Origin of the sequence: Sulfuriferula thiophila, from assembly GCF_003864975.1 — a bacterium.
GTDB lineage: Bacteria > Pseudomonadota > Gammaproteobacteria > Burkholderiales > Sulfuriferulaceae > Sulfuriferula > Sulfuriferula thiophila.
The window spans coordinates 407,356-424,126 of sequence record NZ_BHGL01000006.1; the positions used below are offsets into that span (position 1 = coordinate 407,356).

General features: G+C 49.6%; 20 protein-coding genes. 15 read left to right on the forward strand and 5 right to left on the reverse strand.

Features of this window, described 5'->3' with window-relative positions; translation table 11 throughout:
- Window positions 1–138: 138 nt before the first annotated feature.
- From amrS to amrB, 3 genes are read right to left on the reverse strand one after another with little or no spacing between them, the layout of a single operon-like run.
- Window positions 139–1,227 (reverse strand): AmmeMemoRadiSam system radical SAM enzyme, encoded by a 1,089-nt coding sequence (gene amrS / locus EJE49_RS04405; RefSeq protein ID WP_189941686.1) that lies wholly within the window; start codon window positions 1,225–1,227, stop codon window positions 139–141.
- A complete protein-coding gene (amrA, locus tag EJE49_RS14080) occupies window positions 1,224–1,790 on the reverse strand; it encodes an AmmeMemoRadiSam system protein A (protein ID WP_189941688.1) in 567 nt (188 codons plus the stop codon). Before amrA ends, amrS begins: the two co-directional genes overlap by 4 nt.
- Complete coding sequence (gene amrB, locus EJE49_RS14085) at window positions 1,780–2,589, reverse strand: AmmeMemoRadiSam system protein B (RefSeq protein ID WP_189941690.1); 810 nt, start codon at window positions 2,587–2,589, stop codon at window positions 1,780–1,782. The genes amrA and amrB overlap by 11 nt, the downstream gene beginning before the upstream one ends.
- An 83-nt stretch (window positions 2,590–2,672) precedes the next feature.
- Here amrB and thpR point away from each other — a divergent pair, with 83 nt between their 5' ends.
- On the forward strand, window positions 2,673–3,230 hold the full coding sequence (thpR, locus tag EJE49_RS04415; RefSeq protein ID WP_223246757.1) for an RNA 2',3'-cyclic phosphodiesterase: 558 nt from the start codon (window positions 2,673–2,675) through the stop codon (window positions 3,228–3,230).
- Here the strand turns inward: thpR and EJE49_RS04420 are convergent.
- Window positions 3,221–3,661, reverse strand: coding sequence for a host attachment protein (locus EJE49_RS04420; RefSeq protein ID WP_124949166.1), 441 nt, complete (start codon window positions 3,659–3,661; stop codon window positions 3,221–3,223). The two genes, thpR and EJE49_RS04420, sit on opposite strands and share 10 nt — an antisense overlap.
- 806 nt (window positions 3,662–4,467) lie before the next feature.
- Here EJE49_RS04420 and EJE49_RS04425 point away from each other — a divergent pair.
- The 9 genes from EJE49_RS04425 (at window position 4,468) to EJE49_RS04465 (ending at window position 9,837) form a co-directional block, all read left to right on the forward strand.
- On the forward strand, window positions 4,468–4,947 hold the full coding sequence (locus EJE49_RS04425; RefSeq protein ID WP_223246747.1) for a GNAT family N-acetyltransferase: 480 nt from the start codon (window positions 4,468–4,470) through the stop codon (window positions 4,945–4,947).
- Window positions 4,948–5,006: 59 nt separating this feature from the next.
- On the forward strand, window positions 5,007–5,351 hold the full coding sequence (locus EJE49_RS04430; RefSeq protein ID WP_124949167.1) for a DUF4870 family protein: 345 nt from the start codon (window positions 5,007–5,009) through the stop codon (window positions 5,349–5,351).
- 11 nt (window positions 5,352–5,362) lie between these two features.
- Entirely contained in the window at window positions 5,363–5,914 is a 552-nt protein-coding gene (locus EJE49_RS04435) for a pyridoxamine 5'-phosphate oxidase family protein (RefSeq protein WP_124949168.1), read from the forward strand.
- A 60-nt stretch (window positions 5,915–5,974) separates the two neighbouring features.
- Window positions 5,975–6,991, forward strand: a complete 1,017-nt coding sequence (locus EJE49_RS04440) for an AraC family transcriptional regulator (protein ID WP_124949169.1) — start codon at window positions 5,975–5,977, stop codon at window positions 6,989–6,991.
- A gap of 101 nt (window positions 6,992–7,092) precedes the next feature.
- The gene (locus tag EJE49_RS04445) at window positions 7,093–7,449 is read left to right on the forward strand and encodes a hypothetical protein (RefSeq protein WP_124949170.1); all 357 of its coding nucleotides are present in this window, start codon (window positions 7,093–7,095) and stop codon (window positions 7,447–7,449) included.
- Entirely contained in the window at window positions 7,446–8,279 is an 834-nt protein-coding gene (locus EJE49_RS04450) for an NAD-dependent epimerase/dehydratase family protein (protein ID WP_124949171.1), read from the forward strand. The genes EJE49_RS04445 and EJE49_RS04450 overlap by 4 nt, the downstream gene beginning before the upstream one ends.
- Entirely contained in the window at window positions 8,276–8,749 is a 474-nt protein-coding gene (locus EJE49_RS04455; protein ID WP_124949172.1) for a DUF2269 family protein, read from the forward strand. The genes EJE49_RS04450 and EJE49_RS04455 overlap by 4 nt, the downstream gene beginning before the upstream one ends.
- A 1-nt stretch (window position 8,750) precedes the next feature.
- The gene (locus EJE49_RS04460; RefSeq protein ID WP_124949173.1) at window positions 8,751–9,326 is read left to right on the forward strand and encodes a DUF4166 domain-containing protein; all 576 of its coding nucleotides are present in this window, start codon (window positions 8,751–8,753) and stop codon (window positions 9,324–9,326) included.
- Window positions 9,327–9,408: 82 nt separating this feature from the next.
- Window positions 9,409–9,837, forward strand: a complete 429-nt coding sequence (locus EJE49_RS04465) for a thiol-disulfide oxidoreductase DCC family protein (RefSeq protein WP_124949174.1) — start codon at window positions 9,409–9,411, stop codon at window positions 9,835–9,837.
- A 16-nt stretch (window positions 9,838–9,853) separates the two neighbouring features.
- On the opposite strand, the gene EJE49_RS04470 is transcribed toward EJE49_RS04465, so the two are convergent.
- Window positions 9,854–12,094 carry a putative bifunctional diguanylate cyclase/phosphodiesterase gene (locus tag EJE49_RS04470; protein WP_189941693.1) on the reverse strand — a complete coding sequence of 747 codons (2,241 nt, stop codon included), beginning with the start codon at window positions 12,092–12,094 and terminating at the stop codon, window positions 9,854–9,856.
- Between the two features lie 334 nt (window positions 12,095–12,428).
- Between EJE49_RS04470 and EJE49_RS04475 the strand changes: the two genes are divergently transcribed.
- Genes EJE49_RS04475 through EJE49_RS04495 form a run of 5 tightly spaced genes read left to right on the forward strand, consistent with a single transcriptional unit; the run spans window position 12,429 to window position 16,736 of the window.
- A complete protein-coding gene (locus tag EJE49_RS04475; RefSeq protein WP_124949176.1) occupies window positions 12,429–12,653 on the forward strand; it encodes a sulfurtransferase TusA family protein in 225 nt (74 codons plus the stop codon).
- A 20-nt stretch (window positions 12,654–12,673) separates the two neighbouring features.
- On the forward strand, window positions 12,674–13,213 hold the full coding sequence (locus EJE49_RS04480; protein WP_124949177.1) for a DsrE/DsrF/DrsH-like family protein: 540 nt from the start codon (window positions 12,674–12,676) through the stop codon (window positions 13,211–13,213).
- Window positions 13,210–14,586: a sensor histidine kinase gene (locus tag EJE49_RS04485; protein WP_124949178.1), complete on the forward strand. Its 1,377-nt coding sequence runs from the start codon at window positions 13,210–13,212 to the stop codon at window positions 14,584–14,586. Before EJE49_RS04480 ends, EJE49_RS04485 begins: the two co-directional genes overlap by 4 nt.
- Before the next feature lie 20 nt (window positions 14,587–14,606).
- Window positions 14,607–15,026, forward strand: a complete 420-nt coding sequence (locus EJE49_RS04490; RefSeq protein ID WP_223246748.1) for a response regulator — start codon at window positions 14,607–14,609, stop codon at window positions 15,024–15,026.
- 21 nt (window positions 15,027–15,047) lie between these two features.
- Window positions 15,048–16,736 carry a GGDEF domain-containing response regulator gene (locus tag EJE49_RS04495; RefSeq protein ID WP_223246749.1) on the forward strand — a complete coding sequence of 563 codons (1,689 nt, stop codon included), beginning with the start codon at window positions 15,048–15,050 and terminating at the stop codon, window positions 16,734–16,736.
- Window positions 16,737–16,771: the final 35 nt, after the last annotated feature.

Sequence of the window (16,771 nt, forward strand, 5' to 3'; positions counted from 1 at the left end):
CAGCCTCCATGCAGGTTTTGAGTTAAAAACAGTTGTCCACGAAAGGCACGAAAAACACGAAAATTTCTAGATAAATTCGGGGGTTATGCTTTGTTTCGTGCTTTTTGTGTTTTTAGTGGACAAGAGCCTTTCATAAAATTACGTACGCACCCGGTTGATCGCAATCGGGATACGCTGCCGGCCGAAATTGCCGGGTTTGGCGTCAAACCTGCCTGCGATCAGGCTGTTGCAATCGGGGCAGTGGCCATCTGCGGTCAGTTGGTATTCGTCGATGTGATACCAGTCACGCACGATGAGCGGCGTATGGCAGTCTGGGCAAAAAGTGGTGTCGCCCTCAATGTGATGCACATTGCCGGTGTAGACGTAATGCAGCCCAGCCCGCAAGGCGATATTGCGCGCCCGTATCAAGGTAGTGGTCGGTGTCTGTGGAATATCCGGCATTTTGTAATCGGGATGAAACGCGGAAAAATGCAGCGGTACATCCGGGCCAAGTTGCAGCATGATCCACTGGCACATCGCAGTAATTTCTTCGTCGGAATCGTTTTTGCCAGGGATGAGCAGGGTGGTGATCTCGAACCAGACATTGGTCTCGTGTTTAAGGTAAACCAGCGTATCCAGCACCGGTTGCAGTTGCGAGCCGGTGAGTTTGAAATAGAAATCCTCGGTAAATGCCTTGAGGTCGACATTGGCTGCATCGATCTTGCTGTAGAAATCACGCCGCGCGGCATCGTGCATATAGCCGGCTGTTACCGCGACAGTCTTGATGCCGCGGGCGTGGCAGGCATCGGCGGTGTCCATGGCGTATTCGGCGAAAATCACCGGATCGTTGTAGGTGAATGCCACGCTCTTGCAGCCGTTCTGTTCAGCGGCGATAGCGATGATTTCGGGCGCAGCCTGATTCATTAGCTTGTCCATGTCCTTGGATTTGCTGATGTCCCAGTTCTGGCAGAATTTGCACGCGAGATTGCAGCCGGCAGTACCAAATGACAGCACACTGCTGCCGGGATAGAAATGATTGAGCGGCTTTTTCTCAATTGGATCGATGCAGAAGCCGGATGAGCGCCCATAGGTGGTGAGTACGATCTGGTCGCCTTCACGCATACGCACAAAACAGGCGCCGCGCTGACCTTCATTCAGTTTGCAGTCACGCGGGCACAGGTCGCACTGAATACGTCCATCGTCGATGGCGTGCCAGTATTTACCGGGGTGATGAGCCGTTGCAATCATTTGCTTGCTATCTCCAGGTCGCTTTCTTTCCATTTGCTCACGGTGTAGCGATACAGTCTGACATCGGTATCCCAGAAGCGCGGATCGAGTCCGGCTTTGCGCTTCAGGTGCGCCATGAATTCGACGGGGTCGGGTAATTGTTCCCATACCTGCGGTAAAAACGTGCTGCGGTAGCGGCCGTATTCAAACAGTATGCCGTCAACTTCCGGTCGTAATTGCGCCAGCGCATCGTCTTCGCTGACAAAGACCATGTCCTGCATGGTCGATAACAGTGATACTTCTACTTCAGTATAGTCGAGCTCAGCTTTTGTCAAAGGAGCAAATCGCGGATCGTGAAATGCGGCCGCCTGAGCGTTGGCTTTAACATCATGCAGCAGTGAACGATGTGCCTCCAGTGTGCCGATGCAGCCACGCAACTGCGCGTGCTGGGTGAGCGTGACGAAGCAGGCTCTGTGTTCCTGCAACCAGCTCTCATCCTCTTTGGCTGGATGGGTGTCTCCGAATTGGTGCGCGATGGCTGCGCGAGCAATCGGCAATAAAATCTGACCATCGTTAGTTGGCATGGTCTGATGCCTCCATAAAGGCAAAGGATGCATAGCCAACTACGCGGTTTTTGTCGCCGGCAGTGTCGCCCGAGTTGCACAAGTCCAGCAATAAGGGTTGCAGATGATGGCGACTGGCGGCCAGCAACAGGCCATTGATGGGCGTGCCGCCACAGGCTTGTTCATGAGTCAGCGGTCCGTGCAGTTCCAGTATGCGTTGCGCGGTCTGCTGATCGACGGCGCATGCGGTCGCATAGGGCAGGAAATGCGACAGGTCAGAGCTGATCACGATTAAGGTCTCCGGGCCGCCCCATAGCGCATCCAGCACTTCGGCAATTTCCTCAGGGGTAGCGTCACCAACCGCCAGGGGAATCAGGCTAAAATCACCTAATACTGACTGCAGGAAGGGTAACTGTACTTCCAGCGAATGCTCCCCGGCGTGGGCTGCAGTGCTGGTGACGACTTGCGGCATGGTGCTCAGTAAGGTCACCGCGCTCTGGTCAACAGGAATATTGCCCAACGGTGTGGCAAATGCTTCAGCGCCGGGCAGCGCCAGACCGCGTACCGGTACGCGGTGTACCGGGCCCAGCAACACGACGCGTGTGATCTGGCCACGTCCTGCGCTTAAGCGCGCATAGGCTGCAGCGGCGGTGGCGCCGGAATAGATATAGCCGGCATGCGGCACAATAATGGCCTTGGGCAGTTTGCCGAGGGGGGCTGTTTTGGCCGCTGCCAGTAAGGTGGTGACGTCATGTTTCAATGTGCTTGCGGTGCCCGGATAGAATGTACCGGCGACGGCGGGTTGGCGAATCTGATGCATAGTAATGATCTCCAGTAAGGAAGAATTATGCTATTTAAATTAGGGTGTTACGCTGAAATTCAAGAGGTTGTGGTGTGATAAATATGCTGCCTGTGGCAGAGGGTAAAGCCAGGCCTCAAACAGTGCGGCTGTTCTTTGCGCTATGGCCGGATGCGGTCATGCGTTCGGCCCTCGATCAGTTGGGTAAACAAATGCACGAGCAGTGCGGCGGGCGGCGTACCCGTGCCGAGGCTATCCATATCACCCTGGCGTTTCTGGGAGAGGTGGCCGTGACGCGCATTGCCGAGTTGCAAGCATTGGCAGCACAGTTGCAGGGTGATGCGTTTGATTTTGAGCTGTCGCATTCGGGTTGGTGGCGGCAAAATCACATTGCCTGGGTCGCTCCGCAAACGGTTCCGCAGGCATTGATCACTCTGGTCAGTGAATTGCAGCGCCAGTTAAAAGTCGCCGGATTCGAGGTGGATATGCGGGCGTATGTGCCGCATGTGACTTTGTTGCGGAAAGCGTATTGTCCGCGCCCATTGCCGGAGATGGCAGCAATTACCTGGAAAGTGCGGGATTTTGTACTGGTGCAGTCTGTCATGACTGAGCAAGGATCGGCCTATGAAATCATAGGCCGATGGTCGCTAGCTTATAAATAAATGCAATGCGACAGGCGCCCGGTTAATTCCTGCGGGGCAAATTTGGTGTAGTCTTTTTCTATGGTGTCGGTGATCAGGTTGCGCACATGGGTGCTGAACTGGTTGTTCAATAGCCCGATGAACGGTGCGGAAGCGACCAGAATCACCCGGTCGAAAATGTTGCTGGTGCGCCCATGTTCCAGAATCTGTGCCAATTCATGTGCGAACTTTCCAGCTTCAAGGTGTTTGGGCAGAGAGGCGGGAACGAATGAGCCGTGGCCATTACCCTGACTCTTGTTGTGGCCGGGGCGATCCGATACCAGTTCCGCGCTTTTCTCTCGACTTTCCGGATGATTGAATTCCTTGATGAGTTCCAGACCTTTTTTGATACCGTGATTTGCATATAAACGAGCAAAACTGGCGTTGGCGATTAAAATCCAGGTTGTGGTCATTATTTCCATTTCTCCATGGTGGTGAGTGAAAAAACCTACCAGCTGAGTTGCTACAGAAGATCGGTAGCTGCTCTCAAACAAGCCTGGTAGCCTGCGGAAGTACGGTAAGATTGGTTACCGTAATGTTAATACTAATCCCGGATACATCATCTGTATAGTTAATATGGGCGCAGTTCACGACGCAGGGCGCAAGACTAACTATCTGAATATTATGGTAATTCAGAGGGTTGTTATCATGCTTGGTGATGTGCGTACAGTTCAGTTTCTGCTATCCAGCGTATACAAAAAATAACTCCCAAGATGCCCGGTAGTTCTTTGTTGATCCGGTGCATGTAATCCTTTTTCGTTTGTGCCTGTGTCCAGAATATGACGAGTGCTGAAAGCTACTTATGCAGCTTGCCAATAAAGGGATCAGAGGCAACCAGAACAAGCCGCGCGTAACTGTTGCTGGTTAGGCCCGCTTCCAGCGCGTGAACCAGTTCAAGACCTTTATGCTGTCCGTGGTTAGCGTACAAATAAGAAGAGCTGGAGTTTGCGACGAGTAGCCATGCTGTCATGTTCAATTAGCTCACTGCAATATACCAATTTTAAGACTAGCAAGTATTTTCGGTATTTCAAGGTAAGTTGATTTGTAGTGTTACTTGGATGCTCAATATGAGGCGAGGGAGTAAGGGCGCATTAATTAAGCTATTTGTCATTGCATCATTGAAAAATTAATGAACGCTGGACAGCGTAATTTGCTTGAGATATCTAGCTATCGTAGTATTAACTTCATTTGATAATGGCGTTTCTATTTAGTGGGAATCATGCGCAAATTTATTATCCATTCAGCCAGCCCGAGTGATGCAGCAGTTGTTAGCAGCATGGTGCAGCAATTGCTGGAAGAAATCATGCGTGTAACCGGTAGCGCGCATTTTCATGTTGATCTACCGGCCACTGTGCAACGTTGTGAACGTTTCCTGACTCAAGGCATGTATGCCGTATTTATTGCGCTGGAAACCGACACAAATACACCCGTTGGATTCATTAGTCTTACCGAGACGTGCAGCCTGTATGCCGAGGGTGTCTTTGGTATCATGCCCGAGCTCTATGTGCAGCCAGCGTTTCGTAGCAGTGGTGTCGGTGAGTTGTTACTGGATGCGGCCAAAGCCTATGGGCGGAGCAAGGGCTGGCAGCGTCTGGAGGTGACTACGCCGCCATTGCCCGAATTTGATCGTACTTTGGCTTTCTATCAGCGCAATGATTTTGAAGTAGCCGGCGGTCGAAAAATGAAAGTGTTGCTCTAGGCCAGCGTGGATTTCACGTACAATCAATATTCGCCAGTTTATTTACAGATGAGGTTGCAATGGACAATGTGACATTGACGGATAACGAAAAATCCGCCAAAAGCCTGACCACGATTATTTATGCCCTGTACGCTGCAGCATTTTTGTTTGGTATATCTGCCATTGCAGCGATCATGATGAATTACATCAAACGGGATGATGTGGTCGGGACTTTTCTGGAAAGCCATTTCCGCTGGCAAATACGTACCTTCTGGTTCGGTTTGCTGTGGGGCATCATCGGCGGTATTACTACGCTGATTCTGGTCGGCTGGCTGATCTTGTTCGTCAATACCTTGTGGATTATTTACCGCATCGTAAAAGGCTGGCTGAATCTGAATGACAACAAACCCATGAATATAGCTTAGCGAGGCAGAGTATGGGACAGAAATATACGGAAATTTCTGAAAATCTGGCGAAATTCATCGCCGAGCAGAAGATATTCTTTGTTGGCACCGCGACGGCTGACAGCAGTGTCAACGTCTCGCCCAAGGGCATGGATTCCTTGCGTGTTATCGATAAAAATCGCGTCGTCTGGCTCAACGTCACCGGCAGCGGCAATGAAACTGCCGCGCACGTGCAGCATAATCCACGCATGACCCTGATGTTCTGTGATTTTGTCGGTGCACCGATGATTTTGCGCCTGTATGGTAAAGCCAGAGCTATCCATCACAAAGATCCCGAATGGGATGCGCTGTTCGCGTTGTTCGATCCGCTACCCGGCGCTCGGCAGATTTTCGACCTGACGGTAGAGTTGGTGCAGACCTCATGCGGCATGGCGGTGCCTTATTACAACTATGTCGGTGAGCGTGAGCAGTTAAAAAACTGGGCGCTTAAAAAAGGCAGGTCAGGACTGATGCAATATTGGAAAGACAAGAACCAGACCAGCCTGGATGGGATTCCAAGCGGAATCGTAGAAAAAAATAGTTAAGCTGGCTGGCTTCTGTTCGCTGTCCATTTCATTACCAATCAAAAAATAGCCCGTACTGATATGCATGCTCTCGCCATACTGCTGACAGGTTTTTCCATTTTCAGTGCCTTGACTATTGCTCTGACGCATTTTCGCAGGGTTAATTATGCTGAACAGATAATTGCGCAATGGCTGGGTGTCGGTTTGTTATTTGCATTGGCTAGTTTGCAACTGGTGCATTTCAGTTATTTGCAATACGGTTCTGATTTGATTCATTTGCCGTTTTATCGCGCCATGCTGTTTACCGTAGCACCAATATTTTACCTGTATAGCAAACCATTATTGCAAGCGCAAATTGCTTACCGCCCATATCAGTTATTGCACGGCACGCCCGTATTGATAGCGCCGTTCCTTACTTACCAGATAGCCTTACCGCTGGCATTTGCAGTGGGTGCGGGTTATCTGGTACTGCTGGCGCGCAGTGTGTATGCATTGAGGGAAAACCGCAGTCGTTTTCGGGTGGAATTGGCTATGCTTGGTATGGTGTTCCTGATAGCCGTTATTGTTCTTTTCCTGGGGCTGATTTTACCGTTACTGGATGAGAAGATGTTCTTTATGTTGTACGCCAGCGCAATTGGCTGCGCATTTCTGCTGGTGAGTCTGGCGCTTAACTTTACACCACAGTTGTCGACCGAGGTTAAAGAAGCCGCGCGTGAAACCTATGCGGTTTCTACACTGGCAAATGTGGATTGCAATGAGGCGCTAAGCAAACTGGCAGCGCTGATGGAGCGAGAACGGCTGTTTGAATCGCCGGATATTGATTTGCCTACCTTGGCAACACATATGGCACTCACCAACCATCAGCTTTCAGAACTCATCAATGGTCAACTGGGTAAAGGTTTTTCACGCTATATCCGCGAATATCGAATTGAAGCAGCCAAAAAAATGCTGTTGACCGAGTTGTCTGCATCAATATTGTCGGTAGGTCTGAGCGTAGGATTTACGTCGCAATCTAATTTTTATGACGCCTTCCGTGACATAACCGGCATGACGCCGGGTCATTTCCGCAAAATTAACGCTAAATTTTTTCCAAAATGATCTTTCCGTAACAGAAATTTGTTTCTGTTCTATCAATCCGGAAGCTTTACTCCATTCTGCGACATAAGCTGACCTTACTTTTTCACGTAAGGAGAGCCGTCATGAATTCATTGTTGTTATTTTCTGCTGAAATTTTGCTCAGTCTGAGCCTGAGTGCGACTGTGCTTTATGCCATTTCCAGTGCATTGCGCAATGCGCTGCAAGATTTGTGTCCAAGCGATCGACAAGCGGAATTCTGGGTTGCTTATACCCGCACTATGCTGATTCTGGCGCCACTGTTACTTGTGATGGTTGTGGATGGTATGAGCAGCCATGGTGATGTATTGGGGAATATTCGGATTGCGCTTGTCGCAGCTCTGGCTGGTTTGCTCTTTGGCATGATCATCGTAGGTAAGAAGGTTTTTATCCCGGTATCGCAGCAGATTGCACAGCCAGCAGAAACGGGAGAGCTCTCATGAAAATTTTGCTTACTGGTGCAAGCGGATTCATTGGCAAGCATATCGGGTTGGCGTTAACCCCGGCGGGGCATGAGGTTGTTCCGGTAGCGCGTGCGTATGGTTTGGATTTCAGTAGTATGCTGACCCCCACTGATTGGCTGCCGCATTTGCAAGGCGTTGATGCCGTTATTAACTGCGTGGGCATTATTGCTGAAACGCGTGAGCAGCGCTTTGTCACCCTTCACACGGCGGCTCCTATCGCCCTGTTTCATGCCTGTGTTCAAGCTGGAGTATCACGAGTTGTGCAAATTTCTGCGCTGGGTGCTGATGAGCATGCATTTACGCCCTATCAGTTAAGTAAAAAGACGGCTGATGATGTGTTACGTGGTTTGCCGCTGCAGTGGTTCGTGTTGCAGCCATCGCTGGTGTATGGGCAAGGTGGCAAGAGTGTGCGGATGTTTCAGCGCATGGCGATGTTGCCAGTAATTCCACAGATTGGCGATGGTAAGCAGCTTGTTCAACCAGTGCATATCAGTGATGTGGTGGCCACGGTGTTGCTGTGCCTGCAGGCTATTCCTGCACAACGCACGCTGGATGTGGTTGGAGCATACCCATTGTATTTCATAAACTGGCTGCAACTACTGCGTAAGGCGCAAGGAAAACCACCTGCGCCGACTATGCCGATTCCGCTAACGCTGGTAATGGCGCTGACTCATATAGCGAAAATCATGTTACCTATGTTGCAGCCGGACAATATCCGCATGTTGCAACAGGGGAATGCGGCAGATGTACAGCCATTGGCAGAATTTTTGGGGCGGATGCCGTTAGCGGTTGATGGGGTGAAAATATGACTTACATGACTTTGAAATACCTGCACATATTGAGTATGGTCATGCTGTTCGGAACCGGGCTAGGCAGTGCGTTTTATAAATGGATGGCTGATCGCAGCGGCAATCTGGCGCATATAGCCGTGACTAACCGGCATGTCGTTCTGGCTGATTGGATTTTTACTACCCCGACGGTTATTTTCCAGCCAATCAGTGGTTTGTGGATGGTGTATTTGCTTAACCTTCCCATCATCACGCCGTGGGTGGCGACGAGTCTGGGACTTTATTTGCTGGCAGGAGCTTGCTGGGTGCCGGTAGTTTGGCTGCAAATACGCATGCGTCAACTCGCTGATATTGCATTGCAATCGGCTACTCCGCTGACAGATCAATACTGGCGCTATGCTCGCATCTGGTTCTGGCTAGGTGTACCTGCTTTTGCTGCAATGTTGCTGGTGGTTTTGTTAATGGTATTCAAATTCAATTGGGGAGGCTGAAATGGAAACGCAATCGTTGATGCAATTGGCACTCGGTGCAGAATGGGAACAACTACCGCCTGCGTTGAAGGCTCATTACCAAGTAGCCACTAACACTGATCTTGGTGAGTTGGATATCGAATATCCTGATTTGATGCAACCCGGCCTGAATGTTCTGCGCTTGCTGGGTGTGTTGATTAATCGGCGCGGTAAGTCGATTGTAACAACGGTCGAAAAATACATGGATGGCAATATTCAGCGCTGGAAACGTACTATAGGGTTTTCGGATGGCACTGCAATCCAGTTCAACAGTCACTGGGTTCATGCTGGCGGGAATGAATTGATTGAGTTTGTCAGCCCTGTACTTGGTTTGAAAATGGCAGTGAATGTATATGAAAACAAACTGCATTATGAGGGTCGATATTACGTAGTTAAATTAGGAAGCTTGCTGCTGCCAGTCCCGGAATGGCTGCTGTTGGGACATACCACGATAGTGGAAACGGCAGTGGATGCTGATAGTTTTACGATGGATTTTCGGCTGGTGCATCCAGTGTTCGGTCAGCTTTATCGTTATGCTGGCAGATTTACGACTGAATAAATTTTCTTTTTGTACAGATAGTTAAGCCTGTTCCAGTCATTAGGATGGTTAAGTTCAGGCCTCTATATAAGGAGATATTGTCATGAACTTGCCACCCCATATCAGTGCTGATGACAAAGTGGTTTTATATGATGGCGTTTGCAAGTTATGTAATGGTTGGAGTCAGTTTCTTATCAAGCATGATAAGAACGGAATCTTCAAGCTGTGCAGTGTGCAGTCATCAGAGGGGGCGGATATATTGCTATGGTTTGGATTCCCTACCAGTTCGTTTGATACTATGCTCTACGTTGAAGGTTGCCGCATTTACACGCAAAGTGATGCGTTCTTGCAGATCGTCAGTCAGTTGCCGAAACCTTGGTGCTACATGAGTCTAGTGAGAATCGTTCCGAGACCAGTCCGAAACTGGTTTTATGACCGCATTGCGCTCAATCGTTACTGGCTGTTTGGGCGATACGATCAGTGTTTGCTGCCAAACCCGGAACAGCATAATAGGTTTCTTGATCGTCATTAGCTATTAACTGGTTGATCTAACGCACGATAGTCCGTTCCGGATTGCTGCGTAGCAACAGTTCAAGCTCATTTTCAGGTACAGGTCTGCTGAAATAGTAACCCTGGATTTCATCGCAGCCTTGCTGTTTCAGCATGGACAGCTGTTCTGCTGTTTCCACGCCTTCTGCAATCACACTCAGGTTCAGGCTTTGTCCGAGCAGTATCACGGATTTGGTAATGGACGCATCATTGGCGTCGGTGGTCATGTTGCGGACGAAGGATTGGTCTACCTTGAGCTTGTTGATAGGGAAGCGTTTCAGATAGCTGAGTGAAGAATAGCCGGTGCCGAAATCATCTATGGATAGCTGCAGATTTAGGGCGCGCAGGTTATTCAGGGTGGCGATGGTTTTTTCGGCATCGTGCATGGCCACGCTTTCGGTGATTTCCAGTTCCAGGTAGTGCGGGTTAATTCCCGTTTCTTTGATGGTCGCGGCAACAAGCTCGGTAAACTCCGGATGCTGGAACTGGCGTGCCGAGATATTGACGGCCATGATCATGTCGCTGAAACCGGCATCGTGCCAGCGCTTTACCTGTGCACAGGCGGTGCGTAACACCCACTCTCCAATGGGGATAATCAGGCCGGATTCTTCAGCCAGCGGGATAAATTCTGCTGGAGAAATGGATGCTTGCCCATCGCGGCGCCAGCGTAACAGGGCTTCTACGCCCAAAATTCTGTTGTTTGCGATCGCCACCTGGGGTTGATAATGCAATGCCAGTTCATTTCGCTCTAATGCGCGTCGCAGTCCGTTTTCCAGATCCAGCCAGCGTTCGGCTTTGTCGTTCATGTCCTGGGTGTAGTATTGGAAAGCGTTGCCGCCTAGCGTATTGACGCGATTGACAGCCGCTTCCGCATTTCTGATCAGGCTTTCCGTGTTATTGCCATCTGCCGGAAAAATGCTGGCACCAATGCTGAGTGTAAAGAAGAATTCCTGATTGTTGACGTGTAAGGGTTCATGCATGCTCATCAGCAGTTTTTCCCCAAGCAACTGCAGTTGGTGTGGATTGCTCATTTCCGGAAGTAACAAGCCGAAGGTTGCGCCTTCAAAGCGGAATAGCGTTGCGCCGCGAACCAGATCGCGATTTTCATGCAGCAGGGCATTCAAACGTAACGCAATGGTATGCAGCAGGTTATCACTGGCTTCATAACCCTGGCTTTCAAGGACGCGCTTGATCCGGTCCAGTCGCAGTAAGGCAACTGCCACCGTGCTTTCACCATTGGTCAGCTGGATTGCTTCATGCAGGTGTTCGCTGAACATGCGGCGATTTGGCAGGCCGGTTAGTTCATCATGATAAGCCTGATATACCAGGTTTTCTTCGGCACGTTTGCGCTCGGTAATATCTGCAATGTAGATGTGAAAGCTGTGTAAATCAGTCAGGATATGAATAAAACAGTCAAGGATGCGGTTGTGTTTGGTGTATTCCAGTTGCAGGCCTTCCTGGCCGCTGGTTTTTAGTTCTGTTAAACGCGCTGCAAAATTATCCGGTAACAACTGATTCGCGCTTAACAAATCAAGTTCTGCCAGTAGCCTGGTTGTGGCTGGATTGGCGTAAGCGATTGTGCCGTCCCAGTTTATGCGTAACACCGGGCTTGGGTTGCGTTCCGGGAACATGGCGAGGCGCCGACGCTCGGCACTTTCAGCTATATACGCATTGACGTAATAGCCAATCAGAATGGCGATAAGGAAAATGACAACACTGAATCCTATGACCATTTGTATCATTAGTCGGGTTTTGGATTGTGCTAAGTTGCCGTTTTCCAATACGTTTTTACGGTTTAGGCTGACTAATTCATCTACTATCGGTGAGATTTTACTTTCTGTTATGGTTACATTAGCCAAAATTTGACGAGCATTGTCCCAGTCTATCGGTGAGGTGTTGAGCGTCTGATCTAGCCTTGCTGCATGCTGTGAGAGATGTTCAACTGCAATTTCGAGTTGGGGTAGTAATGTTTTATCGTCTGTATGGATGTAAATGGTCCGTAAGCCGGCTTCAATTTCGCGTTGCTGGGTTTCATAGTCATGGAGAAATTTGTCGCGGTCGGTGGTGGCGTAATACTCATAAAGGATAGGCTTTTGCGCGAAGATAGCGTTGCGTAACTTGGAAATGCTGATGAGTCTGGGTAGATTATTTTCGACTAAATGATTGTTAACGTCTAATACGGCATGCCCATTGATGTAGATCAGGCTGGATAAGCTTATACCCAGCGCGAGAACAAGCAAATAAACTGCGTAAATTTTTTTGGAGATGGATGACATCGTGTCCGATTCTATGTTTTTGATTTAGTTGGGCAGCCAGCATGGTATTCATACCGCTGCTCAGTCACGAGTTACTGCGTTAAGTATAGAGATAGTAATAACAATCGTCCATTAGTGACCTTGATTACAGTTTGGGTAAGCTGTAATCAGTGCAGAGCTGATGGGGCGTGCATGGCGGAGTGCTGTCGTTAAGGCTTCTTAAAAAGACATTAATATCATGTTTAGTAAGGATTTTATTCAGTTGTGAATTCACCATGAATCCGAGTATTATGAATAAAATAATAAATTTGGAGGCAACATGAAAGCGATTGAAGAAATCGATGTATGTGGTATGAGTTGTCCCATGCCGTTAATCAAGCTGCGTGCCGCTGTCAATAAACTTCCTAAAGGACAAGCGCTGACCATAGTTGGCGATGATCCTATCTTTGAGTCATCTGTCCGTGATTTTTGTGCCGAAAATGCATTAGGCGTCGAATCTGTGCAAGCAGATGGACGTGAGATCACCATCATTATTCGTTTGTAACAGCAAAACGGGGAGGCAGGATGGAGGAGAGTAATAATAAAACAGCCACCGTCATGGTGGTGAGTGGTGATATGGACAAAGTACTGGTGGCATTTATCGTGGCGACCGGCTTTGCCTCCATGGGCGTGCAGACTAAAATGTGGTTCACCATGTATGGTGCCAACTGCCTGAAACGGCGCAGGGGGCTATTGCATAGCTGGTTCCATCGCCCAGCCAAGGAAACCCAGCCATACCGGCGCATGGATACGGATACTTTTCTGCAAAAAGGGTTTGAGATGCTCAACCGTGGCGGGCCCGGTTATCTGCCTCTGTCGCGACACAACCTGTTTGGTCTGGGGCCGTTGATCCTGAACTACATCCTCAAACGCAAAGGCATACCCAATGTCGAGCAATTTATTCAGCTGGCAGAAGAACTGGGCATCAGTTTCACCATTTGCCAGATTTGCGTGGATGCGCTCGCGCTGGATACGTCCGACCTGGTGGCGTCTGATGTGAATGTGAAGGGTGTGGCTCAGTACATGAAAGACGCCATGGATTCGCATTACAACATTGTGTTATGACTGAAACTGCCCAGCCCATTTTACCTAGCCAGCGAGAGCCGGATGCATTGTTCGCGTTACAAAGTGAAAATGCGCGGCTTCAGCAGCAAGTCGCGTCATTGCAACAGGATTTGGCGGATGCCGAAGTGCATCGAGAATTGTTGCAGCGGGAAATTGCGCTGGTACAGGAGTTGGGTGATGTCATCGTCTCGGATCTGGATCTGGAACGTGTACTTGGTTTGGTGGCAACCAAGGGACGTGAGCTAATTCAGGCCGAAACATTTCTCGTGCCGATCATCAATAAAACGCGCACCAGCTATACCTATGCAGCTGCGTGTGGCAAAGATGCTAAAGATATTCTCGGGGTGAGCTTCCCGGTGCGGATCGGTATGTGTGGCTGGGTCATTACTCATGAACGGCCTTTGCTGTTTGGTGAGCCCCGTGAATGGCTAATGGATGAAAAGACAGCTTGGGAAGAGGGGCAGCCTTCAGCCTTGCTGGTGCCGTTGATGGTGAAGCATCGTATTATTGGCGGTTTGTCCGGTATGGGTAAAGCCGGGGGTGGCAGCTTCGTACGGCGTGATCTGGAATTGCTGACTCTGTTCGCCAATCAGGTGAGTATCGCGATCGAAAATGCATCGCTTTATAAGGAAATCGGTGAGCTGGTTGACAGCCTGGAACTACGCGTTGAACAGCGGACGCGGGAATTAGCCGCTATCAATCAGGAGTTGGAGGCTTTCTCCTATTCCGTATCGCATGATCTGAGAGCCCCGTTACGCAGTATCGACGGTTTCAGTCAGGCATTGGTCGAGGATTATGCATCCACGCTGGATGACACTGCTATTGGTTATTTGCACCGTATCCGCAGTAATGCACAGCATATGGGTAAGCTGATAGAAGCCTTGTTGAAATTGTCGCGGCTGACGCGGGACGAAATGGCGGTCGAAGCTGTCGATCTTTCAGCTATTGCCGCAGAAATTGTTACGCGGTTACAGGAATCTGCGCCGGACAGACATGTCACATTTTCGGTACAAAATGGACTCGCTATCACCGCTGATGAAAGAATGATGCGTGTGGTAATGGAAAATTTGCTAAATAATGCCTGGAAATATACGGGCAAACGAGTAGATGCCAGCATTGAATTTGGCCTTGCTGACGTGCCCGGTCGCGGAGCCAGTTTTTATGTGCGTGATAACGGTGCCGGGTTCGATATGAATCAGGCCGATAAACTGTTTAGGCCATTCAAACGTTTGCACGCGGAACGCGAATTTAGTGGTGATGGCATTGGGCTGGCATCGGTACAGCGGGTAATCCAGCGTCATGGCGGACAGCTTTGGGCCGAGGCCGCAGTGGATCAGGGCGCGGCTTTCTTTTTTACGTTGCCACAGCAGTGATTTAGAGGATGACAATAATAATGCACACGATATTACTGGTTGAAGACAATCCGGATCATGTGGAGTTGACTTTGCGCGCCATGCGCAAGGTGGCGTTGCCAGCCAAGGTGGTAGTAGTGAACGACGGCCCGGAGGCGCTCGAGTACCTTGCTATGTGCAAGCAACATGAAATGCCGTGTTTTACCTTGCTTGATCTGGGGTTACCAGGCATGGATGGGCTGGAAGTGTTGAAGCGGATCCGCTCAGATAAGCGTACCCACTACTTGCCGGTGGTGATTCTGACCACTTCGCAAGAAAAAAACGATGAATTGCAAGGCTATGATCTGGGCGCCAACAGTTATGTCTGCAAGCCGGTTGATTATGCATTATTCCTGGAATTGATACGTAAACTCGGGGAATACTGGCTGGATTTGAATCGCTCTCCTTACTGCGTACATTAGTGTTGACTAATGACTGGGTTAATGAATATGGTTGAAGCTTTAAAAATATTGATGGTCGAGGACTCTGAGGATGATGAAATCCTGCTGCGACGTCAGTTGCTAAAGGCGGGGCACGATTTTTTCCTGATGCGCGTGGAGGATGAACAGTCCATCAAGCATCACACCCAGCAAGGTGGGTGGGATATCGTCATTTCCGATTTTAATCTGCCCGGCTTTGATGGCCTGGATGTGTTGCGCTGGGTGCGGGAAATCGACAAGGAAATTCCTTTTATTCTGGTATCCGGTACGGTGGGTGAAGAAACCGCTGTGCTGGCGATGAAATCAGGGGCTAACGATTACATTATGAAAGACCGTACTACCAGGTTGCTGCCGGCGATCGAACGGGAGCTGCGTGAAGCTGAAAATCGACGGGCACTCCATGAGATCGAACAGCAACTGGTTTTTCATGCCTCGCATGACCCGCTCACGGGTTTGTTTAACCGTCGTGAATTTGAACGGCGTCTGGAAGAATTGTTGGTTGATGCCAAGGAAAATGGCAATCAGCATGTCATGTTGTACATGGATCTGGATCAATTCAAAATTATTAACGACACTCACGGTCATGTTGCAGGCGATACGCTACTGCGGGAACTGTGTCAAGTGCTGCTCAATAAGGTGCGTAAGGGTGGCGATTTGCTGGCTCGTCTGGGCGGGGACGAATTTGGCGTGCTGTTGCCGAGTTGCCCGGAAGATCAGGGGTTGCAGATAGCCGAAACATTGCGTGATAGCGTGCAGAAATTTCTCTTCGAGTGGCATGAGGAAGTGTTCAGTATTGGTATCAGCATTGGTGTGGTACTGATTTCCAGTCTCAGTGAGACGGCTGCGCACGTTTTTTCTGCGGCTGACAGGGCTTGTTATGCAGCCAAGGAATCCGGTCGTAACCGAGTGCATTTATATCGGGCTAATGACAGCGAGCTTTCATTGCGGAGCAGCGAAATGCAATGGGCATTACGTATCCCGGAAGCGTTGCGCAAAAACCGTTTCATTTTATACAGTCAGGCTATTGTGCCGGTAAATCCAGGATCACTGCCGCATGGGCGCGAATTTTTGCTGCGTATGCTGGATGATGCAAAGCAGTTGGTGCCTCCCGATTTGTTTATTCCTGCGGCTGAACGCTATGATTTAATGCCCGCTGTGGATCGCTGGGTAGTGGCCACGGCGCTGGAGTGGTTGAGAATGTTACCCACACCGCCGGCAGAGGGCGAATTTTTCAGCATTAATCTGTCCGGACGCTCTATCACTGAACCCAAGTTTCTCGGATTTTTGCTGGAACAAATCGAAATGTGCGGCGTTCCACCTCAGCACATTTGTTTCGAAATTACCGAAACGGCCGCAATCCGCAGCCTCAGTAGTGCGGTCAGGCTGATTGAGACTTTACGCGGGATAGGCTGTACGTTCTCGCTGGATGATTTTGGTAGTGGCTTGTGTTCGTTCAATTATTTGAAGAATCTGCCGGTCAATAGCGTTAAAATTGATGGCAGTTTCGTACGGAACATTACTACTGACAAAGTGGCTCGTTCCATCGTTGAATCCATCAAACATATTTCGCAGGCGATGGGGATGGAAACAATTGCGGAGTTCGTGGAAAGTGAAGCCATTCTTATCATGTTACGTGACATCGGGGTTGATTACGCGCAAGGCTACCATATTGCGCGACCCCAACCCCTTTGATAGTGTGTTACTAAGCCTGCGCTCAGGTGCTAAAT

Coding starts and splice junctions, on each gene's coding strand:
- EJE49_RS04490 (WP_223246748.1), top strand. CDS start 14,607: ATGCACACGATATTACTGGTTGAAGACAATCCGGATCATGTGGAGTTG.
- thpR (WP_223246757.1), top strand. CDS start 2,673: ATGCTGCCTGTGGCAGAGGGTAAAGCCAGGCCTCAAACAGTGCGGCTG.
- EJE49_RS04465 (WP_124949174.1), top strand. CDS start 9,409: ATGAACTTGCCACCCCATATCAGTGCTGATGACAAAGTGGTTTTATAT.
- EJE49_RS04440 (WP_124949169.1), top strand. CDS start 5,975: ATGCATGCTCTCGCCATACTGCTGACAGGTTTTTCCATTTTCAGTGCC.
- amrS (WP_189941686.1), bottom strand. CDS start 1,227: ATGATTGCAACGGCTCATCACCCCGGTAAATACTGGCACGCCATCGAC.
- EJE49_RS04480 (WP_124949177.1), top strand. CDS start 12,674: ATGGAGGAGAGTAATAATAAAACAGCCACCGTCATGGTGGTGAGTGGT.
- EJE49_RS04445 (WP_124949170.1), top strand. CDS start 7,093: ATGAATTCATTGTTGTTATTTTCTGCTGAAATTTTGCTCAGTCTGAGC.
- EJE49_RS04425 (WP_223246747.1), top strand. CDS start 4,468: ATGCGCAAATTTATTATCCATTCAGCCAGCCCGAGTGATGCAGCAGTT.
- EJE49_RS04420 (WP_124949166.1), bottom strand. CDS start 3,661: ATGACCACAACCTGGATTTTAATCGCCAACGCCAGTTTTGCTCGTTTA.
- EJE49_RS04450 (WP_124949171.1), top strand. CDS start 7,446: ATGAAAATTTTGCTTACTGGTGCAAGCGGATTCATTGGCAAGCATATC.
- EJE49_RS04485 (WP_124949178.1), top strand. CDS start 13,210: ATGACTGAAACTGCCCAGCCCATTTTACCTAGCCAGCGAGAGCCGGAT.
- EJE49_RS04475 (WP_124949176.1), top strand. CDS start 12,429: ATGAAAGCGATTGAAGAAATCGATGTATGTGGTATGAGTTGTCCCATG.
- amrA (WP_189941688.1), bottom strand. CDS start 1,790: ATGCCAACTAACGATGGTCAGATTTTATTGCCGATTGCTCGCGCAGCC.
- EJE49_RS04435 (WP_124949168.1), top strand. CDS start 5,363: ATGGGACAGAAATATACGGAAATTTCTGAAAATCTGGCGAAATTCATC.
- EJE49_RS04460 (WP_124949173.1), top strand. CDS start 8,751: ATGGAAACGCAATCGTTGATGCAATTGGCACTCGGTGCAGAATGGGAA.
- EJE49_RS04455 (WP_124949172.1), top strand. CDS start 8,276: ATGACTTACATGACTTTGAAATACCTGCACATATTGAGTATGGTCATG.
- EJE49_RS04430 (WP_124949167.1), top strand. CDS start 5,007: ATGGACAATGTGACATTGACGGATAACGAAAAATCCGCCAAAAGCCTG.
- EJE49_RS04495 (WP_223246749.1), top strand. CDS start 15,048: ATGAATATGGTTGAAGCTTTAAAAATATTGATGGTCGAGGACTCTGAG.
- amrB (WP_189941690.1), bottom strand. CDS start 2,589: ATGCATCAGATTCGCCAACCCGCCGTCGCCGGTACATTCTATCCGGGC.